Origin of the sequence: Streptomyces sp. NPDC048623, assembly GCF_040650755.1 — a bacterium.
In the GTDB taxonomy this organism is placed as follows: domain Bacteria; phylum Actinomycetota; class Actinomycetes; order Streptomycetales; family Streptomycetaceae; genus Streptomyces.
Genome location: NZ_JBEZHV010000043.1, coordinates 1 through 24787 on the forward strand (window position 1 = coordinate 1; position 24787 = coordinate 24787).

General features: G+C 71.8%; 24 protein-coding genes, 1 rRNA gene and 1 riboswitch. Of the genes, 18 read left to right on the forward strand and 7 right to left on the reverse strand.

All coding sequences use genetic code 11. From position 1 onward, the window contains the following. From rrf to AB0C73_RS34885, 11 genes are all read left to right on the forward strand, one after another. Positions 1-92, forward strand: a 5S ribosomal RNA gene (gene rrf, locus AB0C73_RS34835); the annotation flags it as partial. Positions 93-231: 139 nt separating this feature from the next. Continuing rightward, entirely contained in the window at positions 232-840 is a 609-nt protein-coding gene (locus AB0C73_RS34840) for a CDP-alcohol phosphatidyltransferase family protein (protein ID WP_362537752.1), read from the forward strand. A 117-nt stretch (positions 841-957) separates the two neighbouring features. Next, a complete protein-coding gene (locus tag AB0C73_RS34845; protein ID WP_362537754.1) occupies positions 958-3453 on the forward strand; it encodes a mannose-1-phosphate guanyltransferase in 2496 nt (831 codons plus the stop codon). Positions 3454-3564: 111 nt separating this feature from the next. Further along, positions 3565-4494, forward strand: a complete 930-nt coding sequence (locus AB0C73_RS34850; protein ID WP_362537756.1) for a DUF881 domain-containing protein — start codon at positions 3565-3567, stop codon at positions 4492-4494. Further along, complete coding sequence (locus tag AB0C73_RS34855) at positions 4491-4823, forward strand: small basic family protein (RefSeq protein ID WP_015032176.1); 333 nt, start codon at positions 4491-4493, stop codon at positions 4821-4823. Before AB0C73_RS34850 ends, AB0C73_RS34855 begins: the two co-directional genes overlap by 4 nt. A gap of 5 nt (positions 4824-4828) precedes the next feature. Continuing rightward, positions 4829-5833, forward strand: coding sequence for a DUF881 domain-containing protein (locus AB0C73_RS34860; RefSeq protein ID WP_362537758.1), 1005 nt, complete (start codon positions 4829-4831; stop codon positions 5831-5833). A gap of 61 nt (positions 5834-5894) precedes the next feature. Then, positions 5895-6851 (forward strand): FHA domain-containing protein, encoded by a 957-nt coding sequence (locus AB0C73_RS34865; protein ID WP_362537759.1) that lies wholly within the window; start codon positions 5895-5897, stop codon positions 6849-6851. 28 nt (positions 6852-6879) lie between these two features. Continuing rightward, on the forward strand, positions 6880-7626 hold the full coding sequence (locus tag AB0C73_RS34870) for a MerR family transcriptional regulator (protein WP_362537761.1): 747 nt from the start codon (positions 6880-6882) through the stop codon (positions 7624-7626). Positions 7627-7690: 64 nt separating this feature from the next. Further along, positions 7691-8164, forward strand: coding sequence for a bifunctional nuclease family protein (locus tag AB0C73_RS34875; RefSeq protein WP_362537763.1), 474 nt, complete (start codon positions 7691-7693; stop codon positions 8162-8164). Positions 8165-8383: 219 nt separating this feature from the next. Further along, on the forward strand, positions 8384-9013 hold the full coding sequence (locus AB0C73_RS34880) for a MerR family transcriptional regulator (RefSeq protein ID WP_362537765.1): 630 nt from the start codon (positions 8384-8386) through the stop codon (positions 9011-9013). 104 nt (positions 9014-9117) lie between these two features. After that, a complete protein-coding gene (locus AB0C73_RS34885) occupies positions 9118-10530 on the forward strand; it encodes a DNA polymerase IV (protein ID WP_362537767.1) in 1413 nt (470 codons plus the stop codon). 32 nt (positions 10531-10562) lie between these two features. On the opposite strand, the gene AB0C73_RS34890 is transcribed toward AB0C73_RS34885, so the two are convergent. After that, on the reverse strand, positions 10563-10937 hold the full coding sequence (locus AB0C73_RS34890; protein ID WP_362537769.1) for a PRC-barrel domain-containing protein: 375 nt from the start codon (positions 10935-10937) through the stop codon (positions 10563-10565). Between the two features lie 114 nt (positions 10938-11051). Further along, a riboswitch (glycine riboswitch) is annotated at positions 11052-11150 on the forward strand. A 178-nt stretch (positions 11151-11328) separates the two neighbouring features. Between AB0C73_RS34890 and gcvP the strand changes: the two genes are divergently transcribed. Beyond that, positions 11329-14223 carry an aminomethyl-transferring glycine dehydrogenase gene (gene gcvP / locus AB0C73_RS34895; RefSeq protein ID WP_362537771.1) on the forward strand — a complete coding sequence of 965 codons (2895 nt, stop codon included), beginning with the start codon at positions 11329-11331 and terminating at the stop codon, positions 14221-14223. A gap of 183 nt (positions 14224-14406) precedes the next feature. On the opposite strand, the gene AB0C73_RS34900 is transcribed toward gcvP, so the two are convergent. Both AB0C73_RS34900 and AB0C73_RS34905 read right to left on the reverse strand, forming a co-directional pair. After that, positions 14407-14613, reverse strand: coding sequence for a DUF5999 family protein (locus tag AB0C73_RS34900; protein WP_362537773.1), 207 nt, complete (start codon positions 14611-14613; stop codon positions 14407-14409). Between the two features lie 243 nt (positions 14614-14856). Next, positions 14857-15474, reverse strand: a complete 618-nt coding sequence (locus tag AB0C73_RS34905) for a hypothetical protein (RefSeq protein WP_362537774.1) — start codon at positions 15472-15474, stop codon at positions 14857-14859. Positions 15475-15971: 497 nt separating this feature from the next. Here AB0C73_RS34905 and AB0C73_RS34910 point away from each other — a divergent pair, with 497 nt between their 5' ends. Both AB0C73_RS34910 and AB0C73_RS34915 read left to right on the forward strand, forming a co-directional pair. Further along, positions 15972-17519 carry a glutamate--cysteine ligase gene (locus tag AB0C73_RS34910; RefSeq protein ID WP_362537776.1) on the forward strand — a complete coding sequence of 516 codons (1548 nt, stop codon included), beginning with the start codon at positions 15972-15974 and terminating at the stop codon, positions 17517-17519. A 116-nt stretch (positions 17520-17635) separates the two neighbouring features. After that, positions 17636-18427, forward strand: coding sequence for a CPBP family intramembrane glutamic endopeptidase (locus AB0C73_RS34915; protein ID WP_362537778.1), 792 nt, complete (start codon positions 17636-17638; stop codon positions 18425-18427). Between the two features lie 70 nt (positions 18428-18497). On the opposite strand, the gene AB0C73_RS34920 is transcribed toward AB0C73_RS34915, so the two are convergent. Next, complete coding sequence (locus AB0C73_RS34920) at positions 18498-19307, reverse strand: PhzF family phenazine biosynthesis protein (RefSeq protein ID WP_362537780.1); 810 nt, start codon at positions 19305-19307, stop codon at positions 18498-18500. 161 nt (positions 19308-19468) lie between these two features. On the opposite strand from AB0C73_RS34920, the gene AB0C73_RS34925 reads away from it, so the two are divergent. Then, positions 19469-20113 (forward strand): PadR family transcriptional regulator, encoded by a 645-nt coding sequence (locus AB0C73_RS34925; protein WP_362537782.1) that lies wholly within the window; start codon positions 19469-19471, stop codon positions 20111-20113. A 71-nt stretch (positions 20114-20184) separates the two neighbouring features. Here AB0C73_RS34925 and AB0C73_RS34930 read toward each other — a convergent pair whose 3' ends face one another. Continuing rightward, on the reverse strand, positions 20185-20613 hold the full coding sequence (locus AB0C73_RS34930) for an SRPBCC family protein (protein WP_362537784.1): 429 nt from the start codon (positions 20611-20613) through the stop codon (positions 20185-20187). A gap of 70 nt (positions 20614-20683) precedes the next feature. Further along, on the reverse strand, positions 20684-20905 hold the full coding sequence (locus tag AB0C73_RS34935) for a hypothetical protein (protein ID WP_362537786.1): 222 nt from the start codon (positions 20903-20905) through the stop codon (positions 20684-20686). A gap of 371 nt (positions 20906-21276) precedes the next feature. On the opposite strand from AB0C73_RS34935, the gene AB0C73_RS34940 reads away from it, so the two are divergent. The 3 genes from AB0C73_RS34940 to AB0C73_RS34950 all read left to right on the forward strand — a co-directional run bounded on the left by AB0C73_RS34940 (position 21277) and on the right by AB0C73_RS34950 (position 23949). Further along, complete coding sequence (locus AB0C73_RS34940; RefSeq protein ID WP_362537816.1) at positions 21277-21798, forward strand: Clp protease N-terminal domain-containing protein; 522 nt, start codon at positions 21277-21279, stop codon at positions 21796-21798. 41 nt (positions 21799-21839) lie between these two features. Further along, positions 21840-22829 (forward strand): EamA family transporter, encoded by a 990-nt coding sequence (locus AB0C73_RS34945; protein ID WP_362537788.1) that lies wholly within the window; start codon positions 21840-21842, stop codon positions 22827-22829. A gap of 175 nt (positions 22830-23004) precedes the next feature. Then, positions 23005-23949 (forward strand): EamA family transporter, encoded by a 945-nt coding sequence (locus AB0C73_RS34950; protein WP_362537790.1) that lies wholly within the window; start codon positions 23005-23007, stop codon positions 23947-23949. Between the two features lie 174 nt (positions 23950-24123). Here the strand turns inward: AB0C73_RS34950 and AB0C73_RS34955 are convergent, their stop codons facing one another. Continuing rightward, positions 24124-24780, reverse strand: a complete 657-nt coding sequence (locus AB0C73_RS34955) for an FMN-binding negative transcriptional regulator (protein WP_362537792.1) — start codon at positions 24778-24780, stop codon at positions 24124-24126. Positions 24781-24787 lie beyond the last annotated feature (7 nt).

Consider the following 24787-nt stretch of genomic DNA (forward strand, 5'->3'; position numbering starts at 1 on the left):
CGCCCGGTTACATTCCGAACCCGGAAGCTAAGCCTTTCAGCGCCGATGGTACTGCAGGGGGGACCCTGTGGGAGAGTAGGACACCGCCGAACAATTTTTAGCCTCAACCCCCAGACCTGTTCTGGGGGTTGAGGCATTTTTGCGTTGTACCGACCCCTGTGCCGCCGGCCCTCGTGGCTGAGGGTAAGGTCAGGGGGCCGTTGTCAGCTCGTTGCCACAGGAGGCCCCCGGGTGGAGGTCCAGGAGACCCGTGTTCAGACGAACCGGGTGCTCACCATCCCCAACATCCTCAGCATGGCTCGCCTTGCCGGCGTGCCCCTGTTCCTGTGGTTGATCCTCCGTCCCGAGTTCGGCGGACCCAATAGTGACGGCTGGGCGTTGCTCGTCCTGGCGCTCAGCGGTGTCAGCGACTATCTCGACGGGAAGCTCGCCCGGCGGTGGAATCAGATCAGCAGCCTCGGCCGGCTGCTCGATCCGGCCGCGGACCGGCTGTACATCCTTTCCACGCTGGTGGGTCTCACCTGGCGGGAGATTCTGCCGCTCTGGCTCACCCTCGTCCTTTTGGCACGTGAGGCGATGCTCCTGGTCATGGTGGGCATCCTCCGCCGGCACGGCTATCCGCCGCCGCAGGTGAACTTCCTCGGCAAAGCTGCCACTTTCAACTTGATGTACGCGTTCCCGCTGCTGCTGCTCAGTGACGGAGACAGCTGGCTCGCGTCACTCGCCGAAGTTTTCGGGTGGGCCTTCGCCGGATGGGGTACAACTCTGTATTGGTGGGCAGGGATCCTCTACGTGGTCCAGGTCCGTCGACTCGTGAAGGCGGATACCGCGGCCGATTGAGCCCGTCCGTCCTGTGCCGAGCAACGACGCCGGCCGGAGTGAGGACGCCCGAGGGCCATCGAGTGGGACAGGTGAAGTCGGCAGGACCGTCGTCTCTTCAAGGAGGACGCTTCCGACATGAAGGCCGTCGTGATGGCCGGTGGCGAAGGCACACGCCTTCGCCCCATGACCTCGAGCATGCCCAAGCCTCTGCTGCCGGTGGTGAACCGGCCGATCATGGAGCATGTCCTGCGACTGCTCAAGAGGCACGGTCTCAACGAGACCGTCGTCACCGTGCAGTTTCTCGCCTCTCTCGTCCGGAACTACTTCGGGGACGGCGAAGAGCTCGGAATGGAGCTCACGTACGCGAACGAGGAGAAGCCGCTCGGCACCGCGGGGAGTGTGAAGAACGCGGAGGAGGCGCTGAAGGACGACGCCTTTCTCGTCATCTCGGGGGACGCGCTTACCGACTTCGACCTCACCGATCTGATCCGCTTCCACAAGGAGAAGGGCGCCCTCGTCACGGTCTGTCTGACCCGGGTGCCCAATCCGCTGGAATTCGGCATCACGATCGTCGACGAGGAAGGACAGGTCGAACGATTCCTGGAGAAGCCGACCTGGGGCCAGGTCTTCTCGGACACGGTGAACACGGGCATCTACGTCATGGAGCCCGAGGTCTTCGACTATGTCGAGGCCGATGTTCCCGTCGACTGGTCGGGTGATGTCTTCCCGCAGCTCATGAAGGAGGGCAAGCCGATCTACGGCTATGTCGCCGAGGGCTACTGGGAGGACGTGGGCACCCACGAGAGCTATGTGAAGGCACAGGCGGACGTCCTGGAGGGCAAGGTCCAGGTCGAGATCGACGGCTTCGAGATCTCGCCGGGCGTCTGGGTCGCCGAAGGCGCCGAGGTCCATCCCGACGCCGTGCTGCGCGGGCCGCTCTACATCGGCGACTACGCCAAGGTGGAGGCCGACGCGGAGGTCCGCGAGCACACCGTCATCGGCTCCAACGTCGTCGTCAAGACCGGCGCCTTCCTGCACAAGGCCGTCATCCACGACAACGTCTACATCGGGCCGCAGAGCAATCTGCGCGGCTGTGTCGTCGGCAAGAACACCGATGTGATGCGGGCCGCCCGGATCGAGGACGGGGCCGTCATCGGGGACGAGTGCCTGATCGGCGAGGAATCGATCGTGCAGGGCAATGTGCGGGTCTACCCGTTCAAGACGATCGAGGCCGGCGCCTTCGTCAACACCTCCGTGATCTGGGAGTCCCGCGGCCAGGCGCACCTCTTCGGCGCCCGTGGCGTCTCCGGCATCATCAACGTGGAGATCACCCCCGAGCTGACCGTGCGGCTGGCCGGCGCGTACGCGACCACCCTGAAGAAGGGCGCGACCGTGACCACGGCGCGTGACCACTCCCGGGGCGCGCGGGCGCTGAAACGGGCGGTGATCTCGGCGCTGCAGGCCGCCGCCATCGACGTACGGGACCTGGAGAACGTACCGCTGCCGGTGGCGCGGCAGCAGACGGCGCGGGGGTCGGCCGGCGGGATCATGGTGCGCACCTCGCCGGGTGTGCCGGACTCGGTCGACATCATGTTCTTCGACGAGCGGGGCGCGGACCTGTCGCAGGCCGGGCAGCGCAAGCTGGACCGGGTCTTCGCACGTCAGGAGTACCGGCGGGCGTTCCCGGGCGAGATCGGCGACCTGTCCTTCCCGGCCAGCGTCTTCGACTCGTACACCGGCTCGCTGCTGCGGAACGTGGACACCTCGGGCATTGCCGAGGCGGGTCTCAAGGTGGTCGTGGACGCCTCCAACGGCAGTGCCGGGCTTGTTCTGCCCAGCCTGCTCGGCCGGCTCCAGGTCGATTCGCTGACGATCAACCCCGGACTCGACGAGGCGCGGCCGACGGAGTCGGTGGAGACCCGGCGGGCCGGGCTCGTACGGCTCGGGGAGATCGTGGCGTCGGCGCGGGCCGCCTTCGGTGTGCGGTTCGACCCGGTCGGCGAGCGGCTCTCGCTCGTCGACGAGCGGGGCCGGATCATCGAGGACGACCGGGCGCTGCTCGTCATGCTCGACCTGGTGGCCGCCGAGCGCAGGTCGGGCCGGGTGGCACTGCCGGTGACGACCACGCGGATCGCCGAGCAGGTCGCCGCGTACCACGGCACCCAGGTGGAGTGGACGACGACCTCGCCGGACGACCTCACCAGGGTCGGCCGTGAGGAGTCGACGATCTTCGGCGGTGACGGGCGCGGCGGCTTCATCGTGCCGGAGTTCAGCAGCGTCTTCGACGGCGCGGCGGCGTTCGTACGCCTGATCGGTCTGGTGGCGCGGACCCAGCTCACGCTGAGCCAGATCGACGCGCGGATCCCGCGGGCGCATGTGCTGCGGAGGGACATCGCCACACCGTGGGCGGTCAAGGGTCTGGTGATGCGCCGGGTGGTGGAGGCGGCCGGTGACCGGTCCGTGGACACCACCGACGGTGTGCGGGTGGTGGAGGCCGACGGGCGCTGGGTGATGGTGCTGCCCGACCCGGCGGAGGCCGTCACCCATCTGTGGGCGGAGGGGCCCGACGACACCTCGGCGCAGGCGCTGCTGGACGAGTGGTCGGCCGTGGTCGACAGCGCAGGTCACTAGGGGAGCGGTGGGCCGCTGAGGCGGGCGACCCGGGAGGTACCGACCGGTACCTCCCGGGTCTCCGGTGGGGCCATTCGGCGGTATGCCGTTCGACGTGCGACGATGTGCGGCATGTCGCAGCAGCCCCCCGTTCGGAGCACAGGAACGCCACCTCCGCGTCCGGACGCGTCCATGTCGCTGCTGAACAACGTGATCGATCACGCGCTCGACGACGGTTACGCGGAGGCGACGGCCCGGCGCGCCGAGGAGGGCGGCGGCCTGCCCCGTACGATCCGGGCGAAGCTCGGTCTCGCGGCGGGTCTGGTGCTCGCGGCGGCCGTGGTGACCCTCGGGGCGGCGGAGGCGCGGGTGTCCGCGCCGGTCGTCGCCAAGGAGCGGCAGGACCTGATCGACCGGATCGAGTCGGAGACCTCGACGGCCGACAAGCTGGCACAGGACGTCGAACGGATCCGCGCCGAGGTGGGCGAGCGGCAGCGGAAGGCCCTGGAGCAGCACGGCGGGGACCAGGCCGAGCTGGTGGCGCTGCTCTCGGGGGCGACCCCGGTGCACGGGCCGGGTGTGAAACTGGTCGTGGACGATGCCAAGGGCACGGACACCGGTGGCGGCGGGCCGCGCGAGAGCAGCGGCTTCTCGGACACCGGGCGGGTGCGCGACCGGGACATGCAGCGGGTCGTGAACGGACTGTGGGAGTCGGGCGCCGAGGCGGTCGCGATCAACGGGCAGCGGCTGACGGCCCTGTCCGCGATCCGGGCGGCGGGCGACGCGATACTGGTCGACAACAAGCCGCTCGTGCCGCCGTACACCGTGCTCGCCATCGGTGACGGACAGCGGCTGAGCACCGCGTTCCAGGACAGCGCCGACGGGCAGTACCTGCATGCGCTGCAGGAGAACTTCGGGATCCGTACGAGCATCTCGGCCGAGGGCGACGTACGTCTGCCGGCCGCGCCGAGCCTGATCGTACGTACAGCAGAGCCGAGGGGAGCCGGGACCGCGAACGCGACCGGGCGGGCCACGGCCGAGACAGGGAAGGGCACATCTTGATCGCCGTACTGGGCCTGATCGTGGGAGTCGTGGTCGGACTGTTGGTCCGGCCCGAGGTTCCGGCGGTGGTCGAGCCCTATCTTCCGATCGCCGTGGTCGCCGCTCTGGACGCGGTCTTCGGCGGCCTGCGGGCCATGCTCGACGGGATCTTCGTCGACAAGGTCTTCGTGGTGTCGTTCCTGTCGAACGTGGTCGTGGCCGCGCTGATCGTCTTCCTCGGCGACAAGCTGGGCGTGGGCGCGCAGTTGTCGACCGGTGTGGTCGTCGTCCTCGGCATCCGGATCTTCTCCAACGCCGCCGCCATCCGGCGGCATGTGTTCCGGGCGTGAGGCCGATGAGCGAGAACGACAGGACGCCGGACGAGGGCGCCGCCCGGGAGCCGGGCGAGGGTACGCCGCAGGAGCCGGGGCCGGGGCCGGAGCAGGCGCCGAAGTCGGCACCGGCCTCCGAGCCGAAGCCGTCCCCGGAGGCGAAGCCCCAGCAGCCCCCTCGGCCTCCTCAGCCGCAGGGCCCTCAGCAGCCTTCGCCGCCGCAGGGGCCCCAGCCCCCGGCGGCGGCCGCACCGGAGCCGCCCCGGCCCGCCCCCGAGCCGCCGGCCGAGCCCCCGGCCGAGCCGTCGGTGTCCGGGCGGCAGCGACTGGCGGCGAGTCTGTGGCCGCCACGGGTGTCGCGGGCCCAACTCGTCGTCGCCCTGCTGCTGTTCGTGCTCGGCCTCGGCCTCGCCATCCAGGTCCGGTCGACCAGCGACAACAGCGCGCTGCGCGGCGCCCGCCAGGAGGACCTGGTGCGGATCCTCGACGAACTCGACGACCGCACCCAGCGCCTGGAGGACGAGAAGGCCCGCCTGGAGAAGCAGCAGTCGGAGCTGGAGTCCAGCTCCGACCAGGCCGAGGAGGCCCGTAAGCAGACGCAGGAGAAGGAGCGGCAGCTCGGCATCCTGGCCGGCACGGTGGCCGCCGAGGGCCCCGGGATCACGCTGACGATCACGGACCCGACCGGCGCCGTCGAGTCGGACATGCTGCTCGACGCGATCCAGGAACTGCGGGCCGCGGGCGCGGAGGCGATCCAGGTCAACGATGTGCGGGTGGTGGCGGACAGCTACTTCTCGGGCAGCGGACGCGACATGAAGATCGATGGAACGCAGGTGGCCGCTCCGTACGTCTTCAAGGTCATCGGCAAGCCGGAGGATCTCGAGCCCGCGCTCAACATCCCCGGCGGAATCGTTCAGACACTGGAGAAGGAGCAGGCCACGGCCACGGTGGAGCGTTCCGGGAAGATCGTCGTCGACGCCTTGCGACCTGCGAAGCGGCCTGACTACGCTCAGTCGTCCTCGCAGTGAGGCGGGGGTCGATGACGGTCGCGCGGCAAGGGCATGACCTTGCGGGGGGTCGCCGCACCACATGGGTGGTGCGTGGTGGAAACTGTCGAGTGGCCTTGGACGTTGTGAAGATGTCCGGGTCGGCAGGTGTGTTCAGTCAGGGTTCGTCCTGCCCCACGGGCGGGTCTGTTTCGGTCAAGGGGAATCGCCCGTGAAGTTGTTTGCGAAGTTGTTCGGCAAGAGCGGACGCGAGGACGGCGGCAACGCCAGGCATCGCGCGCCGCGGCACGGCCAGGAAGAGGAACAGGGCGCCGAGCGCCCGCTCTTCCGTGACGAGGTCGGTGCGCAGGGTGGCGACATTCCGGGCACACAGGGCGCGTCTTCTGTTGACCCTGCCGGTGCCGCACGCATAGGTTTCGGAGAACCATCAACCTCAAGTACGGGTGGAGGGTTCGTCCCCGACCCGTACGCGACCCAGACCTCCGCGGGGCAGCCGCGGCAGGAGGACGCGTCCATGCCGGTGTGTACGAGGTGCGGTCACCGCAACACGGCGGACAGCCGTTTCTGCTCCCACTGCGGCGCGCCGCTGCGCGGCGGGGTGGCGCCGGAGCGGGCTTCCGAGACGACCTCGACCATCTCCATCTCGGGGATCGAGGCGTACGACGCGGAGGTCACCGGCCAGATCCCGGCGCTCTCGCAGGAGGCCCTGGCGGCGGTCGAGGCCCTGCCTCCGGGTTCGGCGCTGCTTATCGTGCGCCGCGGCCCCAACTCGGGCAGCCGCTTCCTGCTCGACGGCGAGCTGACCACGGCCGGCCGTCACCCGCAGAGCGACATCTTCCTGGACGACGTGACCGTGTCGCGTCGTCATGTGGAGTTCCGGCGCCAGCCGGACGGTACCTTCACGGTGGCGGACGTCGGCAGCCTCAACGGCACCTATGTCAACCGGGAGCCGATCGACTCGGTCGTGCTCACCAACGGTGACGAGGTGCAGATCGGCAAGTACCGGCTCGTGTTCTTCGCGAGCCAGCGGGGCGTGTGACGCTCCGGAGCACCTTCAGGGAAGGTCCATGCTGCGAACACCGACGGGCGGTGCCGGACTCGGCACCGCCACCGCGGGGGAGCGGCTGGTCAGCATCGGCACGGTGCTGGGCCAGCTGCGTGACGAGTTTCCCGAAGTGACCATCTCCAAGATCCGGTTCCTGGAGGCCGAGGGGCTCGTCGAGCCCCGGCGGACGGCCTCCGGGTACCGGAAGTTCAGCCCGGAGGACGTGGAGCGGCTCGCCCAGATCCTGCGGATGCAGCGGGACCACTACCTCCCGCTCAAGGTCATCCGCGAGCATCTGGACGCCCTCGCCCGTGGCGAGGAGGTCGCGCTGCCGGCGCCGTCCGGCGGCCGCCGCGACCTGCTCGACGGGGCGTGGGAGACGGACGGCGACCGGCCCACGGCCGCCCGGGTCGGCCGGGCCGAGCTGCTCGCCGCCGCCGAGGTGACCGAGGCCGAGCTGGCCGAATGGGAGTCGTACGGGCTGATCGCCCAGGCGGAGGGCGGCGGCTACGACGCCGAGACCGTCACCGTGGCCAAGCTCGTGGCGGATCTGGGGAGATTCGGTCTCGAACCCCGGCACCTGCGGGCCGTCAAGGCCGCCGCCGACCGGGAGGCCGGGCTCGTCGAGCAGGTCGTGGCGCCCCTGCGCCGGCACCGTAATCCGCAGACCAGGGCCCATGCCGAGGCCACCGCGAGGGAGCTCGCGGGACTGTCCGTACGGCTGCACGCGGCACTGGTCCAGACCGCGCTCGGGCTGCGGCTGCAGTGATCTTGCGGCTGCCTTCGGACGGCCCGACTACCCAAACCGGTCGGGCACGTCCTAGGGTTGCTGTGTGAACGAGCTCGACGTTGTGGGTGTCCGGGTGGAAATGCCCTCCAACCAGCCGATCGTTCTCCTGCGCGAAGTGGGGGGCGACCGGTACCTCCCGATCTGGATCGGTCCGGGCGAGGCGACCGCGATCGCCTTCGCCCAGCAGGGCATGGCTCCGGCCAGGCCGTTGACGCACGACCTCTTCAAGGACGTCCTGGAGGCCGTGGGCCAGGAGCTCACCGAGGTCCGCATCACGGATCTGCGCGACGGCGTGTTCTACGCCGAGCTGGTCTTCGCCAGCGGTGTCGAGGTGAGTGCCCGCCCGTCCGACGCGATAGCGCTGGCGCTGCGCACCGGCACGCCGATCTACGGCAGTGACGGGGTGCTCGACGATGCGGGGATCGCGATCCCGGACGAGCAGGAGGACGAGGTGGAGAAGTTCCGCGAGTTCCTCGACCAGATCTCCCCGGAGGACTTCGGGAGCAGCAACCAGTAGCCGGACGTCGTCCGTTCGGGCGACGTGCCGAGCGACGTGTCAGTGGGCCGCCGTCACCGGGCGGCCCCGGCGCATTCGAGTAGCCCTTCCCCGAGGAGGGGCACGGGAAACCACTCTTCGGGTGATTATCACTCGGCGTGCCGAGTGTGGCGATCGTTGACGCACCCCGAGCGACTGCCTACCTTCGTGTGGGCAGGTCAAGGACGGAGGGTCGGCGTGATGAACAGCGGCGACGGTACGGCAGGGGGCTTCCTGGGGCGTGCCCCCGGGGAGAAGGGCCCGTATCCGCTTCACGGCAGTGTGGGCGGCCTCGGTACGACGGACGTGAGCGCGGGCCCGGCGGCCCCGGACGCGGAGACCATCGGCTATCGCGGCCCCACGGCCTGCGCGGCGGCCGGCATCACCTACCGGCAGCTCGACTACTGGGCCCGCACCGGTCTCGTCGAGCCGAGCGTGCGGCCCGCGTACGGCTCCGGCACCCAGCGCCTCTACAGCTTCCGGGACGTCGTCGTCCTCAAGATCGTCAAGCGCTTCCTGGACACCGGGGTCGCGCTGCAGAACATCCGCGCGGCGGTGCAGCACCTGCGGGCCAGCGGCTTCCGCGACCTCGAACGCATGACGCTGATGAGCGACGGCGCGACCGTCTACGAGTGCTCGTCGCCCGACGAGGTCGTCTCGCTGCTCCAGGGCGGGCAGGGCGTCTTCGGCATCGCGGTGGGCGTGGTCTGGCGCGACGTCGAGGCGGCGCTCTCGCAGCTGCACGGCGAGCGGGTCGACACCGGGGAGACCCTGATCGGCCACAACCCGGCGGACGAGCTGGCCCGGCGGCGCCGGGACCGGGCCGTCTGAACCCCCCGTCTGAACCCCCGTACCCCTCTCCCGGCACCGTCCGGTGACACGGCCCGCACGCGCGTGCGGGCCGATTGTCAGTGGTGTGGTGCAGCATCGGAACCGTGAGAGCCGCGCCCACGATCCTGCATCTCGACATGGATGCCTTCTTCGCCGCCGCCGAGCAGGCGTCGAAGCCGAGCCTGCGCGGAAAACCCGTGGTGGTGGGCGGGCTCGGACCGCGCGGGGTGGTCGCCACCGCCTCGTACGAGGCACGGCGGTTCGGCGTGCACTCCGCCATGCCCATGGGGCAGGCCCGCCGGCTCGCGCCGAACGCGGCGTACCTGGTGCCGCGGTTCTCCTTCTACCGGGCGATCAGCGGGCAGGTCATGGAGCTCCTGGGGCGCCTCTCCCCGCTGGTCGAGCCGCTGAGCCTGGACGAGGCCTTCGTCGACCTGGAGGCGGGCGGCCTGGCGGAGGACAGCGCGGGCGCGCGGGCGGTGGGGGAGCGGCTGCGGCGCGACATCCTCGCCGCCACCGGGCTCACCGGGTCGGTGGGCCTGGCCGGTTCCAAGATGCTCGCGAAGATCGCCTCCGAGGAGGCCAAGCCGGACGGGCTGCTGCTGATAGAGCCGGGGACGGAGCGGGAGCTGATCGGTCCGCGCTCGGTGCGGATCATCCCGGGGGTCGGGCCGGCCACCGGAGAGCATCTGCGGCGGGCCGGGATCACGACGGTCACGGACGTGGTGGAGGCGGGCGAGGACGAGCTCGTACGGCTCCTGGGACGGGCGCACGGAGCCGGGCTCCACCGGATGGCGCTCGGGCGTGACGACCGGCCGGTGGTGGCGGAGCGGGACACCAAGTCGGTCTCGGTGGAGGACACCTTCGACGTGGACCTGCACGACCGGCTGCGGATCCGCCTGGAGGTGGAGCGGCTCGCGGAGCGCTGTGTGGCGCGGCTGCGCGGCTCCGGGCACTCCGGGCGGACCATCGTCCTCAAGGTCCGGCGGTACGACTTCTCGACGCTGACCCGCTCCGAGACGCTGCGCGGCCCGACGGACGACCCTGTGGTGGTGCGCGAGGCGGCCGGGCGGCTGCTCGACCTGGTGGACACCACGGGCGGGGTGCGGCTGCTCGGTGTGGGCGTGAGCGGTCTCGCCGACTTCACGCAGGAGGACCTGTTCGCGCAGGCCGAGGCGCAGGCTGCCGAGGCGGACGCTGAGCCCGTACGGGACGAGGGCGGGGAGCCCAGGCAGTCCCCGGGGCCCGCGGAGCCCGCGGCCGCCGTGCCTCAGGCCGCGCCGCCGACCGCCACGGAGACCGCCGAGCGGCGCTGGGCGCCCGGGCACGACGTACGGCACGCGGTGCACGGCGCCGGATGGGTGCAGGGCAGCGGCCTCGGCCGGGTCACCGTGCGCTTCGAGGAACCCGGCTCCGAGCCGGGCCGGGTCCGCACCTTCTCCGTCGACGACCCCGACCTGACACCGTCCGATCCGCTGCCCCTGGTCCCGGGCGGTGCCACCGGAGCGGCCGCCTAGGCCGGACGCGGCCTGGCGCCCGGGTGGGGCCGTCAGGCCTCCTCCTGGCCCGCCAGACGGCCGAAGTCGCGGGGGCCGGAGTCCTGGGGCGGCGGGGGCAGGGCGAGACTGTAGTGGCGGTAGAGCTGGAGTTCCTGCTCCGGCGAGAGATGCCGGCCGACGCCGAAGTCCGGGGCGTCCTTGATGAGCGCGCGCTCGTACGGGATGTGGAGGCCGTCGCCCGTCAGCTCGCTGGGCTCCAGGGGGACGAACGCGTCCCGGCTGAACAGTCCGGTGCGGACGGCGGCCCATTCGGGGACGCCCGTCGCGTCGTCCAGGTACACCTCGTCCACGGTGCCGATCTTGTGTCCGTTCCGGTCGAACGCCTTGCGGCCGATCAGGCTGCGCGGATCGATGTCGGTCTGCACGGTCCCTCCAACTGGTCGCAACTGCTCTTCAAGCACTACGAAAGGGCACATCTGGGATGTCGGCCACTTGAGCGATGGGAGAAGGAACGGCGCTGGTAGGCTGGCTGTGGCTGTTTACCCCGCGCGGGAGAGTCCTCCGAGGAAAGCTTTCGGAGGCGCCGAAGGAGCAAATCCTCCCCGGAATCTCTCAGGCACCCGTACCGCGCGGACGAGGTCACTCTGGAAAGCAGGGCGGGCGTCCACGTCTCCCGCCCTCACCGACGGTGAAAGCCGGCCCGCCGCGAGGCACGGCCGGTGAAGCTCTCAGGTCGAGATGACAGAGGGGGAGGCCGTCCGGGCACCCGCGCCGCGGTGCCCCTCGCAGGTCGTGACGACCAGGAGGCCCCCGTACATGACCGCCAACCGCATCCCGCTCTCCGAGCTCGAGCAGGGCATCCCCTTCGAGCAGCGGCACATCGGGCCCGACGCCGAGGCGCGGGCCAAGATGCTCGCCCAGGTCGGTTACGGCTCCCTCGACGAGCTCACGGCCGCCGCCGTGCCGGACGTCATCAAGAACGCCGAGGCGCTGGCCCTGCCGGCCGCCCGCACCGAGGCCGAGGTGCTCGCCGAGCTGCGCGCCCTCGCCGACCGCAACCAGGTCCTCACGCCGATGATCGGCCTCGGCTACTACGGCACGTTCACCCCGTCGGTGATCCTGCGCAACGTCATGGAGAACCCGGCCTGGTACACGGCCTACACGCCGTACCAGCCGGAGATCTCGCAGGGCCGCCTGGAGGCGCTGCTCAACTTCCAGACCATGGTCGCCGACCTCACCGGTCTGCCCACCGCCGGCTCCTCGCTGCTCGACGAGGCCACCGCCGCCGCCGAGGCGATGGCGCTGTCCCGCCGTATCGGCAAGGTCAAGAACGGTGTGTTCCTGGTCGACGCCGACGCCCTGCCGCAGACCGTCGCCGTCATCCAGACCCGCGCCGAGCCCACCGGCGTCGAGGTCGTCGTCGCCGACCTGTCCGCCGGCATCCCGGCCGAGATCGCCGAGCGCGGTGTCTTCGGTGTGCTGCTCCAGTACCCGGGCGCCTCCGGTGCCATCCGTGACATCAAGCCGGTCATCGACCAGGCCCACGAGCTCGGCGCGATCGTCACCGTCGCCGCCGACCTGCTCGCCCTCACCCTGCTCGCCTCCCCGGGTTCGCTCGGCGCCGACATCGCCGTCGGCACCACCCAGCGCTTCGGTGTCCCGCTCGGCTTCGGCGGCCCGCACGCCGGCTACATGTCGGTCCAGGACAAGCACGTCCGCTCGATGCCCGGCCGTCTGGTCGGTGTCTCCGTCGACGCCGACGGCAACAAGGCCTACCGCCTGACCCTGCAGACCCGCGAGCAGCACATCCGCCGCGAGAAGGCCACCAGCAACATCTGTACGGCGCAGGTCCTGCTCGCCGTCATGGCCGGCATGTACGCCGTCTACCACGGCCCCGACGGCCTCAAGGGCATCGCGCAGCGGACCCACCGCTACGCCGCGATCCTCGCCGCCGGTCTGCGCGCCGGGGGCGTCGAGCTCACCCAGGGCGCCTTCTTCGACACCCTCACCGCCCGTGTCCCGGGCCGCGCCGACACCGTCGTCACCGCCGCCCGCGAGGCCGGTGTGAACCTCCACCTCGCCGACGCCGACCACGTGTCCGTGTCCTGCGACGAGACCACCACCCGCGCCGACCTGGCCGCCGTCTGGGCCGCCTTCGGTGTCAACGTCGACCTCGCCGACATCACAGCCCTCGACGCGAGCACCGAGGACGCGCTGCCCGTCGACGCGCTGCGCACCGACGCGTACCTGACCCACCCGGTCTTCCACGCGCACCGCTCCGAGACCGCGATGATGCGCTACCTGCGCAAGCTGGCCGACCGCGACTACGCCCTCGACCGCGGCATGATCCCGCTCGGCTCCTGCACCATGAAGCTGAACGCGGCCACCGAGATGGAGGCGGTGACCTGGCCCGAGTTCGGCCAGATCCACCCCTTCGCCCCGGTCGAGCAGGCGCAGGGCTACCTCACGCTCATCACCGAGCTCGAGGAGCGCCTCGCCGAGGTCACCGGCTACGACAAGGTGTCGATCCAGCCGAACGCCGGCTCCCAGGGCGAGCTGGCCGGTCTGCTCGCCGTCCGCGCGTACCACCGCGCCAACGGCGACGCCCAGCGCACCGTCTGCCTCATCCCGTCCTCCGCGCACGGCACCAACGCCGCCAGCGCCGCGATGGCCGGCATGAAGATCGTCGTCGTCAAGACCGCCGAGGACGGCGAGGTCGACGTCGAGGACCTGCGCGCCAAGATCGAGCAGTACCGCGACGAGCTCGCCGTGCTGATGATCACCTACCCGTCCACGCACGGTGTGTTCGAGGAGCACGTCGCCGACATCTGCGCCGAGGTCCACGAGGCCGGCGGTCAGGTGTACGTCGACGGCGCCAACCTCAACGCCCTGGTCGGCCTCGCCAAGCCGGGCCACTTCGGCGGCGACGTCTCGCACCTCAACCTGCACAAGACCTTCGCCATCCCGCACGGCGGCGGCGGCCCGGGCGTCGGCCCGGTCGGTGTGCGCGCGCACCTCGCCCCGTACCTGCCGAACCACCCGCTGCAGCCCGCCGCGGGCCCGGAGACCGGCGTCGGCCCGATCTCGGCCGCCCCGTGGGGCTCGGCCGGCGTCCTGCCGATCTCGTGGTCGTACGTGCGCCTGATGGGCGGCGAGGGCCTCAAGCACGCCACCCAGGTCGCCGTCCTCGCGGCGAACTACATCGCCAAGCGCCTGGAGCCGCACTACCCGGTGCTCTACACCGGCCCGGCCGGTCTGGTCGCCCACGAGTGCATCGTCGACCTGCGTCCGCTGTCCAAGGCGACCGGCGTCACCGTCGACGACATCGCCAAGCGCCTGATCGACTACGGCTTCCACGCGCCGACCATGTCGTTCCCGGTCGCCGGCACGCTGATGATCGAGCCCACCGAGTCCGAGGACCTGGCCGAGCTCGACCGCTTCTGCGACACGATGATCGCGATCCGCGCGGAGATCGAGAAGGTCGGCTCCGGCGCGTGGCCGGCCGAGGACAACCCGCTGCACAACGCCCCGCACACCGCGGCGGCGCTGGGCGGCGAGTGGAACCACGCGTACAGCCGCGAGGAGGCCGTGTTCCCGGCCGGCGTCTCGGCCGCGGACAAGTACTGGCCGCCGGTCCGCCGGATCGACGGCGCCTACGGCGACCGCAACCTGGTCTGCTCCTGCCCGCCCCTCGAGGACTACGAGGGCTGAGCGCCGAAGGCCTGCGTACGGGCGGAAGGCCGGAGTACCGGCGGAAACCGGAGTACGAGCAGAGGGCCTGAGTACGAGCGGAAGGCCTGAGTACGACAAGAGGGCCGGTGCGGAGAGGATCTCTCCGGGCCGGCCCTCGGGCTTTCCCTCGTACTGCTCCTGCTCAGTGTGTTCCCGGCTCCGTCAGGCCGCCGTCGTCACGTTCGCCGCCGACAGCGGGCGGTGCGGGGCGATGACCTGCCCGTCCGGCAGCAGCTCACCGGTGTCCTCGAAGAGCAGGACCCCGTTGCACAGCAGGCTCCAGCCCTGTTCCGGGTGGATCGCCACAGGACGGGCGGCCTCCCGGTCGGCGGAGTCGGCGGTGGGACAGGCAGGCTGGTGCTGGCACATGGATGGATTCTTTCGCTGCGTCGTGGTGGATGTCCTGCGGCTCTGCAGAGTCATGGCCGCCCCCGTCCGGTCGGTTCGGTTCCGGTCCCCAGTCTTGCCCCACGGAAGCCGTTCCGCAGGGATTTCCGGTCAGCTCGTCCTCTGCTGTGAAGACGCATCACCCGCAGGGGCGGTTCAGGTCAACCGCCCCGTCACTTCGGGGGGTTCGGCGTGGTCCCAGCGGGCTAGTCCGATCGGGCCGGGTCAGGCGCCGGCCGCGGAGCCGAGCAGCGGCGGCGGTGCGAGCCGCAGTCCGATCACGGGCAGCAGATCGGCCACCCGGTAGGAGTGGTTCGCGGCGATCCCGGGCGGCGCCGGGGCGAGCGGCACGAGGAGGTCGTCCGGACCGGGCTCGGTGCTCGCGCCGTCCGCCTCGGTGTCGGTGTGGAGCCACAGCGTCAGCATGTACAGCTCCGGTACGGACAGCAGCCGCGGCTGGTACGGGACGGCCAGCGACTCGGCCTGGACCAGGGCCCGTTCGGTGGCCGTGACATAGGGACCCTCGAAGAAGTGGGAGAAGGACCAGCCGTCCGGCGTGAGCATCGTGTCGGCGGCGGCGATCGCCCGGTCCCCGTTCCTGACCAGGAAGCGCCAGCCGGCGAGGCGGGTGCGCGGGGGCCGCTGCCCGGCCGCGACAGCCGCGCCGACGGCACCGGCGGCGGGCCGGCCGAGCACGTGGACGGGCAGGGGCAGTTCGGGGCGCAGCGGTCCCTGGGCGGCACGCAGTGCCGGGGTGCGCGGCTCGCGGACCGCGGTGGGCGAGCCGAGGGCGGCGAGGACACTGCGGAGGGCCGGCGCGGGAGCCGGGGAGGGTCGGAGCATGATGGGTCGCCTCTCACTGGGGAGACACGGTGATGCGTGGGCAGGTAACGACGGCGCTGTCAGCGACGGGGCCAGAGAGGGGGGCCATGGGTGCATGGCCGTGCGCCAACACTCTGCCTCGTGCGCGGAGTTTATACGACATGTGTTCACACCGTGTTTCCGGTAGGCGCCGCCGTATGACCTGACAAGGCGTCATTCGGTCTTATTCCCCGAGGGATTCGATGGAATGCCTGGCTCCGGCGGAACGCCTGCCTGTGCTTTCTCCGTCCGGCCGGGTCGGCCGAATCCCGACCCCTCCGCACGAGCGCGGTGCGGACAATATGACATTGGTATATGTCAATTGCGCTCAGCCCTCGGGTTCGGCCGCCGGACAAAGCCGTTCCAGACTAACTGCCGCGACCTCGCCCGCGCAGGCGTTGTCGATCAGCCGACGGGGCATCATCCTGCGTGACGCTCGCGGCCGTCGCGGCGGCCGCCCACTCGGGAGGGACGCTTCGATGGGGGAGAAGGTCGCGGCCGACGGGTTCGGCCCGTCCGACCGTCAGCGCTACCGCAGAAAGCTCCAGCAATGCCTCGCCGCGCTCGCGCGGCTGCTCGCGGAGAAGCGGTTCGACCGGCCACGCAATCTCATGGGCCTGGAGATCGAACTCAATCTCGCGGGCCCGGACGGGCTGCCCCGGATGCTCAACGCACCGGTCCTCGACCGGATCGCGAGCCCGGATTTCCAGACCGAACTCGGAATGTTCAACCTGGAAGTCAACATCGCCCCGCACCGGCTCGACGGGCATGTATTCGACCGGCTCGCGGAGGAACTCCGTACCGGTCTCGGATATGCCGACCGCAAGGCCGGGGAGCTCGGTGCCGGAGTCATGATGATCGGAATACTGCCGACCCTCACCCAGGAGGACGCGGTCTTCGACAACCTCTCCTCCGCCGACCGCTACACACTCCTCAACGACCAGATCCTGGCCGCCCGGGGAGAGGACTTCACCCTCGACATCCACGGGGTGGAACGGCTCCTGTGCACCTCGGCCTCGATCGTGCCCGAGGCGGCCTGCACCTCGGTGCAGCTGCACCTCCAGGTCACCCCGCCGCGCTTCGCCGCCCTGTGGAACGCGGCGCAGGCCGTCTCCGCCGTGCAGATAGCCGTGGGCGCCAACGCGCCCTTCCTCTTCGGCCACGAACTGTGGCGCGAGTCCCGGCCGCCGCTCTTCACCCAGGCCACCGACACCCGGCCGCCCGAGCTCCAGTCACAGGGGGTGCGCCCGCGCACCTGGTTCGGGGAGCGGTGGGTGGACTCGGTCTACGACCTCTTCGAGGAGAACCTGCGCTACTTCCCCGCGCTCCTGCCGATCTGCGAGGACGAGGACCCGCTCCGCGTCCTGGACGCCGGAGGGGTGCCCAGACTCCAGGAGCTGGTGCTGCACAACGGCACCGTCTACCGCTGGAACCGGCCGGTGTACGGCTGGGTCGACGGCGTCCCGCACCTGCGCGTGGAGAACCGGGTGCTGCCGGCCGGGCCGACGGTCACCGACGTCGTCGCCAACGCCGCCTTCTACTACGGCCTCGTGCGCACGCTCGCCGAGGAGTCCCGGCCGATCTGGAAGCGGCTCGACTTCGCGGACGCCGCCCACAACTTCGACACCGCGTGCCGCCACGGCATCGACGCGGAGCTGCGCTGGCCCCGGCCGGGCCGCACCGGCGCGGTGGCGACCGTGCCGGCGGTACGGCTCGTCCTCGACGAACTGCTGCCGATGGCCGCGGCCGGGCTCGACGCCTGGCACATCGAGCCGCGCGACCGGGACTTCTACCTCGGGGTGATCGAGGGGCGCTGCCGACGCCGGGTGAACGGCGCCTCCTGGCAGGCCGACACCTTCCACCAGGCGCTCGCCTGGGGCCTCGACCGCCCGGCGGCGCTCGCGGCCACCACCCGGCGCTACCGCGAGCTGATGCTCACCGGCGAACCGGTGCACACCTGGCCGGTGGGCGTGCCCGCGCCCGCGCCGGCGCCCGTGGGGGCCGAGGGCGGCTCCGCGGCTCCGTAGGGGCCTGGCCCGGTCGGCCGCGCTGTGCCGGCCGGGCTCCTGGGTCCCGTAGGTAGGGTTTCCCGTACCCGTACGGCGATGGGGAATGGGAGACAGGTGTGGTGTCGGAGCAACATGTGGTGGACGCTTCTCTGCCTCCCGGCGGCCCCTCGCGCCGGATCCTGCGCTCCGAGACGCTGCTCGTGCTCGCCCTCTCGCTGGGCGCGAGCAGCGTCTCCGCGCTGATCAGCTTCATCGGTTCGCTGACCAAGCCGGGCGCCCTGAAGGAACAGGCCGCCACGCTCAACGGCTCGTACGCGCCCGGGCGGCCCTGGCTCGACCTGGCCTGGCAGCTCTTCGGCATCGCCACCGCGCTCGTTCCGGTCTTCCTGGTCGCGCATCTGCTGATGCGCGAGGGCGCCGGGGTGCGCGGACTGCGCGCGATCGGCTTCGACCGCACCCGGCCGTGGCCTGACCTGGGGCGCGGCGCCCTGGTGGCGGCCGGCATCGGCAGCGCGGGCCTGGCCTTCTACCTGGTGGCGCGGGCGTCCGGCTTCAACCTGACCGTGGTGCCCGAGTCGCTGCCCGACGTGTGGTGGAAGTACCCGGTCCTGACCCTCTCGGCGATCCAGAACTCCGTCCTGGAGGAAGTGATCGTCGTCGGCTATCTGCTGCGCCGGCTCGACCAGTTGGGCTGGTCCCCGCGGGCCTCGATGGCGGCGAGCGCGGTGCTGCGCGGCTCGTACCACCTCTACCAGGGCATCGGCGGCTTCATCGGCAACATGGTGATGGGCGTGGTCTTCGTCTGGCTCTACCGGCGCTGGGGCCGGGTCGGGCCGCTGGTGGTCGCGCACGCGCTGCTCGACATCGTGGCCTTCGTCGGTTACGGCCTCCTTGCCGGGAAGGTGGACTGGCTGCCCACCCCCTGAACCGGGGCACGGAGCAGGGAAGGGGCGTACGGCGTCGGCCGTACGCCCCTTCGGTGTCTCCGGGGGCGGGTCAGGCGTGCAGTTCGCCGTCGATCACGGTGACCGCGTGGCCGTTGAGCAGGGTGCGCTCGCCGCGCAGCCGGGTGCGCACGATGCCCGTGCGCGCGCCGCCCTGGAAGCCGATCAGCTCCTCGCGCCCGAAACGGGCCGACCAGTACGGGGCGAGCGCGGTGTGGGCGCTGCCGGTGACCGGGTCCTCGTCGATGCCGACGGCCGGGAAGAAGCCGCGCGAGACGAAGTGGTGCGGGCCCTCCGGGTCCTCCGCGACGGCGGTCGCGATGATCCCGCGCTCGGACAGGGTGCCGAGCAGCGCGAAGTCCGGCGCGAGACCGCGCACGGTCGCCTCGTCGGCCAGCTCCACGAGGAGGTCGCCGATGTGCGCGGCGGTGTCGTGGACGGCGACCGGCTCCGCGCCCAGCGCCTTCGCCAGGCCCTCGGGCACGTCGACCCGGGTCAGCGAAGAGGTCGGGAAGTCCAGGGTGATCGTGCCGTCCGGCTCGGCGGTGGCGAGCAGCACGCCGCAGCGCGTGGCGAAGCGGACGGTGCCGGTGGCGGCGCCCGTGGTGTGCAGGACGTGCGCGGTGGCGAGGGTGGCGTGGCCGCACATGTCGACCTCGGTGGTGGGGGTGAACCAGCGCAGCGCCCAGTCCGCGTCGCCGCCCGGCGGCAGCGGGTGGGCGAAGGCGGTCTCCGAGAGGTTGACCTCGGCGGCCACCTTCTGGAGCCAGGCGTCCTCGGGGAAGGAGTCCAGAAGCAGGACACCGGCCGGGTTCCCGGAGAAGGGCCGGTCGGTGAAGGCGTCGACGATACGAATCCGCATGCCCCGGAACGTACCGGACGCCCGAAACCGCAGGCCAAGGCCAATCCGGGACCACTGGTCCTATCGGTAGTGCGTTCGGTGCTTGCTCGGCGAACAGTTCCGATATATCGTTGAGGCATCGCGACAGTTCAACGATGAATCCCGATGGAAGGAGCGTTGCGATGCGTAGCTACGGACATGAATTCGGACACGGGCGCGGAGGCGGCTCCGGGGCCGGACGCGGGCCCTGCGGACCCGGACCTCGTGGTGACTTCGAGGGACGGCGCGCCGCCTTCGGCCAGTTCGGTCCGGGTGGACCGGGCTGGGGCGGCGGACCGTGGGGCGGAGGCCCCTGGGGCGGCCGGGGTCGCGGCCCGGGGCGCGGCCGGGCGCGGCGCGGCGATGTGCGCGCCTCGATCCTGGCCCTCCTCAAGGACCGCCCGATGCACGGCTACGAGATGATCCAGGAGATCGTCGAGCGCAGCGGCGGGGCCTGGAAGCCCAGCCCGGGCTCGGTCTACCCGACCCTCCAGATGCTGGAGGACGAGGGCCTGATCGCCAGCGAGAGCGAGGGCGGCAAGAAGCTGTTCACGCTCACCGACACCGGCCGCACGGAGGCCGAGGCCGGGCCGGACGCCCCCTGGGAGGAGGCCGGGCGCGGTGTCGACTGGGAGGCCGTGAACGAGATCCGGCAGGCCGGCTTCGGTCTGATGGAGGCCTTCGGGCAGGTCTGGAAGACCGGCGACGCCCAGCAGCGGCAGAAGGCCGTGGAGGTCATCAACGAGGCCCGCAAGAAGCTGTACCTGATCCTGGCCGACGAGCACTGAGCGTTCGGACGATACGAAGGGCCCCGCGGCATGTGCATGCCGCGGGGCCCTTCGTGTACGGAACGTGCCGGTCAGCCGACCAGGCCGGCCAGCTTGCGCAGCGACTCGGTGAGCGCGGCGGTCGCCGAGTCCTTCAGCTTGCCCGCCATCAGGGAGACGGCCGCACCCGTGAACTCCCCGTCGATCCGTACCGTGGTGGCCGCGCCGTCGGAGGTGAGGGAGTAGCGCGTGCCGACGACGACGCCCATCGGGCCCTTGCCCCGTATCGCGAACACCCGGGCCGTCTCCAGTTCCTCCACCGTCCAGGTCACCTCGGCGGGGAAGCCCATCAGCTTCATGTTCTCCGCGAAGGTCGCACCCGCCTCCAGGGCGGCCGGGCCGCCGTTCGGGAAGTTCGTGTGGGTGGCGTTCCACTCCCCGTACGAGCCGAAGTCGGTGAGCCGCGCCCACACCCTCTCCGCCGGTGCCTCGATGCGTGCCTCCGCGCTGACCTCGGCCATGGGACCACCCCTTCACGCGTACCAGTCGGGCTTTCGGTGTCGCGGAACGTAGCGGCAGGGGCGTGAACATTCAATACTGATGAACCGTCAGTTCTGCGGGCTCGCCGTCGACGCCGTCGAACCACCAGATCTGCGCCGCGTCGAACCAGTCGGAGGCGCGCGGACCGCCGCCCTCGTCATGGCAGTGGAACGCGGCCCAGAACAGATCGGCCGGCAGCGCCTCCCGCGGCGCGTACACGCGGTAGACGTACTGCCGCCCGTCTTGCGCGAGCAGGGCCACCATCCAGAACATGCCTGAAAGGACGATAAGGGACGGCCCCGTGGTTGCGATCGGGGCGCGGGGCAAGGCGGCGCGCGCCCCTGGGCGGGAACGCGCGCGATCTCATCCGCAAGGATGAGGAGGCGCGTGCCCGCGCCCAACCGGGGTGGGATGCGCACATGCTCCTCGCCGGGGATGTCCGGGCGCCGTGTGCCTGATGAGGTGGAACGGTGCAAGCTCCCGTCCCTCCGTCCCCCTCGCCCGACCGCGGGCCCGACCGCACGGCCGGGTGCGACCTTGACCTCGCGCTCGACCGCGCGCCCGGGTGCGACCTCGACCTCGCCCTCGACCGCGCGCCCGGATACGAGTCCGACCGGGCGCCCCTGTCCCGGCAGTCCCGCCTGCTGCCCGCCGCGCGCCGCCCCGAACTCGCCGACCGGCTGACCGTGGAGCTCCTGACGGCCCTCAGGGGAGCCCGGCGCCGGGCCCTGCGCGACGGCGACCGCCAGATCGACACCGCCCATCTGCTGCACTCCCTCATCGAGGCCGACCCCGAGGCGGCCGCCGCCCTCGGCGACGGCGAGCGCCTGGCCCGGGTCCTCGGCTATCTCGTCCAGCGCTCCATCGGTTACGGGCTGCGCTGGCAGCGCTCCGTCGAGGACACCGGCGCGGCCCTCCCCGTCCTGCGCGGCGCCGACCCCGGCGCGTCCGGATGGTCGCCTGCCGCAGCCGTCGCCCTCGCGGGCGCCTTCGAACGCGCCGCCCACCGCGGTGACCGCTGCGGCGGCGACCGGGTGCGCGGCCTCGATCTGCTCGCCGCGCTCGCCGCCGATCCGGCCGGCCGGGCCGCCGAGGTACTGCGCCGGGCCGGGGTCGACCCGTACGCCCTGACCGCCCGGATCGAGGAGGCGTCTCAACAGGTGTAACGGGGGTTACGCACCTGACCGGGTCCTGTCATCATGGCCCGATGCACGCGTCTCAGGGGAGAAGCGCCGGCCTGGGACTCGCCCTGGCCTCGGCCTTCGCATTCGGCGGTTCGGGAGTGGCGGCCAAGCCGCTCATCGAGGCGGGACTCGACCCGCTCCATGTGGTGTGGCTCCGGGTGGCCGGCGCCGCCCTCGTCATGCTGCCGGTGGCCTGGCGCCACCGCGACCTGGTGCGCCGCAAGCCCGCGCTGCTCGCCGGCTTCGGCCTGCTCGCCGTCGCCGGCGTCCAGGCCTGCTACTTCGCCGCGATCTCCCGCATCCCGGTCGGCGTGGCCCTGCTCATCGAGTACCTCGCCCCCGCGCTCGTCCTCGGCTGGGTCCGCTTCGTCCAGCGGCGGCCGGTCGCCCGTGCCGCCGCGCTCGGCGTCGTCCTCGCCGCCGGCGGCCTCGCCTGTGTCGTCCAGGTCTGGTCCGGGCTGAGCTTCGACCTGCTCGGACTGCTCCTCGCGCTCGCCGCCGCCTGCTGCCAGGTCGGCTACTTCGTCCTGTCCGACCAGGGCAGCGACGAGGCCGAACCCGCCGACCCGCTCGGCGTCATCGCGTACGGACTCCTGGGCGGCGCGCTCGTGCTCACCGTCGTCGCCCGCCCCTGGGGCATGGACTGGACGGTCCTCGGCGGCACCGCCGACCTCGACGGCACGGCCGCGCCCGCGTGGCTGCTGCTCGGCTGGATCGTCCTCGTCGCCACGGTGTTCGCGTACGTCACCGGCGTCATCTCCGTACGCAGGCTCTCCCCGCAGGTGGCCGGCGTGGTGGCCTGCCTGGAGGCGGTCATCGCGACCGTCCTCGCCTGGGTGCTGCTCGGCGAGCACCTGGCGGCCCCGCAGATCATCGGCGGCGCGGTCGTCCTCGCCGGCGCCTTCATCGCCCAGTCCTCCACGCCGAAGACGGCCCCCGACGGGCCGGTGGCGGGGTCGGGCGCGGTGGTGGCGGAGGGGGCCGAGGTCGCGGCCGGGCGGACCGCCCCGTAAGGTGCCGGTCATGCGTCTGACCGTTCTCCCGCCTCCCGCGGCCTAGCGCGGGCGGCACCTTCCGCTGACGAAGACCGGGCCCGGGCCGGCTGACCAAGCCCCCGGGTGGTTCGTCGCTGCCCGCCCGCGGAGCCGAGCGACCACCTCCCTTCCTGTCTTCACACGGAGAACGCACGTGTCGAACCTGTCTGCCTCCGCCCTGTCCACCGGGCGGAGCCTCACCTATCTGATCGTCGCCGGAATCGCCTGGGGCACCGCCGGGGCCGCCGCCTCGCTGGTCTTCCGGGCCAGCGACATGGGCCCCCTCGCCCTCTCCTTCTGGCGCTGCGCCGGCGGGCTCGTCCTGCTGCTCGGCACCCGCGCGCTCCGGCGCGGGCCGAAGGCCCCGGCCGCGCCCGAACCGCGCCGCCGCCGACTCGTCCGCATCCTCGGCACCGGAATCGGCCTGACCGTCTTCCAGAGCGCCTACTTCGCCGCCGTGCAGGCCACCGGGCTCGCCGTCGGCACGGTCGTCACCCTCGGCGCCGGGCCCGTGCTCATCGCCGTCGGCGCACGCGTCCTGATGGGCGAGCGGATCGGGGCCGGCGGGGCCGCCGCGGTCGGCGGGGCGCTCGCCGGACTCGGCGTCCTCGTCCTCGGCAGCGGCGGCGCGGAGGTCCGGCCGCTCGGTGTCGCCCTCGCCGTCCTGTCCGCCGCCGGGTACGCGGCGATCACCCTGCTCACCCGCTGGCTCGGCCGCACCGGCGGCAGCGGCGACGCCCTGTCGACCACGACCTGGGCCTTCGCCGTCGGCATGGCCGGGCTCCTTCCCATGGCCTGGGCGGAGGGACTGCTTCCGCACACCGACGCGCCGCTGCGGATGCTCGCCCTGCTGCTCTACGTGGCCGCCGTGCCGACCGCCCTCGCGTACGCGCTCTACTTCGCCGGGGCGGCCGTCGTCCGCGCCGCCACCGTCTCCGTGATCATGCTCCTGGAGCCGGTCAGCGCGGCCCTGATCGCGGTCACCCTGCTCGGCGAGCGCCTCACCGCCGCCACGGTCGGCGGCACGCTGCTCCTGCTGCTCGCCGTGACCGGCCTCGCGCTCGCCGAGGCCCGGACGGCGGTGGCGAGCACGTCATAGCTCGCTCACGAGTGGCGTCGCGGCCGTCACCGAGACCGGCTCGCTGGGCAGCCGAGCGCGGTCAACCGGCTGCTCGTCCTCAACGCCGAGCCGTCCCCCGGACGGGCCACCGTCCTGCTGCTGCGCGAGGCCATCGGCTTCTGACCTCCCGCGTCAGCGCCCGTCCCCCCCCGGTCACGGCCGGGCGGCGGTCCCGGGGGTGCGGCGGGCCTTGTGGGAGAGGGCCGCCGCGTCGCCGGGGCCGCGGCGTTCGGCCAGGCGGTCGGTGACGCGGTCGCGGATCTCCGCCGGCTTGTTGCCGCCGTACTTGAACTTGGCGCGTACGTCGGTCACTTCGAGACGCAGGACGCGGATGCCGGGCAGCATCCGGCCGAACGGGGCCTCGCCCGGCGCGGCTTCGGCCGTGCCGCCCTCCGGCTGGAAGTGGGCGACCTGGCGGTTGAGCAGCTCCGCCTTCTCGGCCGGGTCGTCCACGACATGGGCGGTGCACCGCAGTTGGACGGCCGCGTAGAAGGAGGTGGGTGTGCCGTGTGCGGACGGCGCGCCGTCCGGGGCGGACCAGTGGCCGGGGACGTACACGTAGTCGTCGACGACGCTGAGCAGCACGGTGGGGGAGCGTTCCAGGTCGTGCCAGAGCGGGTTGGGCCGGGCGAGGTGGGTGATGGCCTGCCCGTACGGACCGGGCTCCGGCTCGTAACGGAAGTGCAGCGGCTGCACCCACGGCGGCTCGCCGGGCGCGCCGTTCACCGCGAGCTGGCCGAAGTCGTGGCCGGTCAGCCAGGTGCGCCACTCGCTCTCGTCGAGCGCCGCGTCCCAGGGATGGATGAGCACGGCGGTC